General features: G+C 52.1%; 1 pseudogene. It reads right to left on the bottom strand.

The window, feature by feature from the left end:
- Positions 1 to 234, bottom strand: a pseudogene (locus ACTHSX_RS10885) (lyase family protein); the annotation flags it as partial.

The raw sequence follows: 234 nt of genomic DNA, 5'->3' as shown, positions 1-234 counted from the left end.
ACCGGCTCCATAACGTTCAGCTGCAACTGACCTGCTTCGGCAGCGAAAGTGATCGTGGTGTCGTTGCCGATGACTTAGAAGCAGACTTGGTTGACGACTTCGGGAATCACGGGATTGACTTTGGCGGGCCTGATGGAATAACCGGCCTGCAATTCATGCAGGTTGATTTCTTTCAAACCTGAGCTCGGACCGGAAGAGAGCAGGCGCAGGTCGTTACAGATTTTGGACAGTTTA

Origin of the sequence: Neisseria sp. P0014.S002 (genome assembly GCF_051958295.1) — a bacterium.
GTDB lineage: Bacteria > Pseudomonadota > Gammaproteobacteria > Burkholderiales > Neisseriaceae > Neisseria > Neisseria flavescens_B.
Note: the sequence above shows the minus strand (reverse complement) of the source record. Positions and strands in the feature narration are given on the sequence as shown.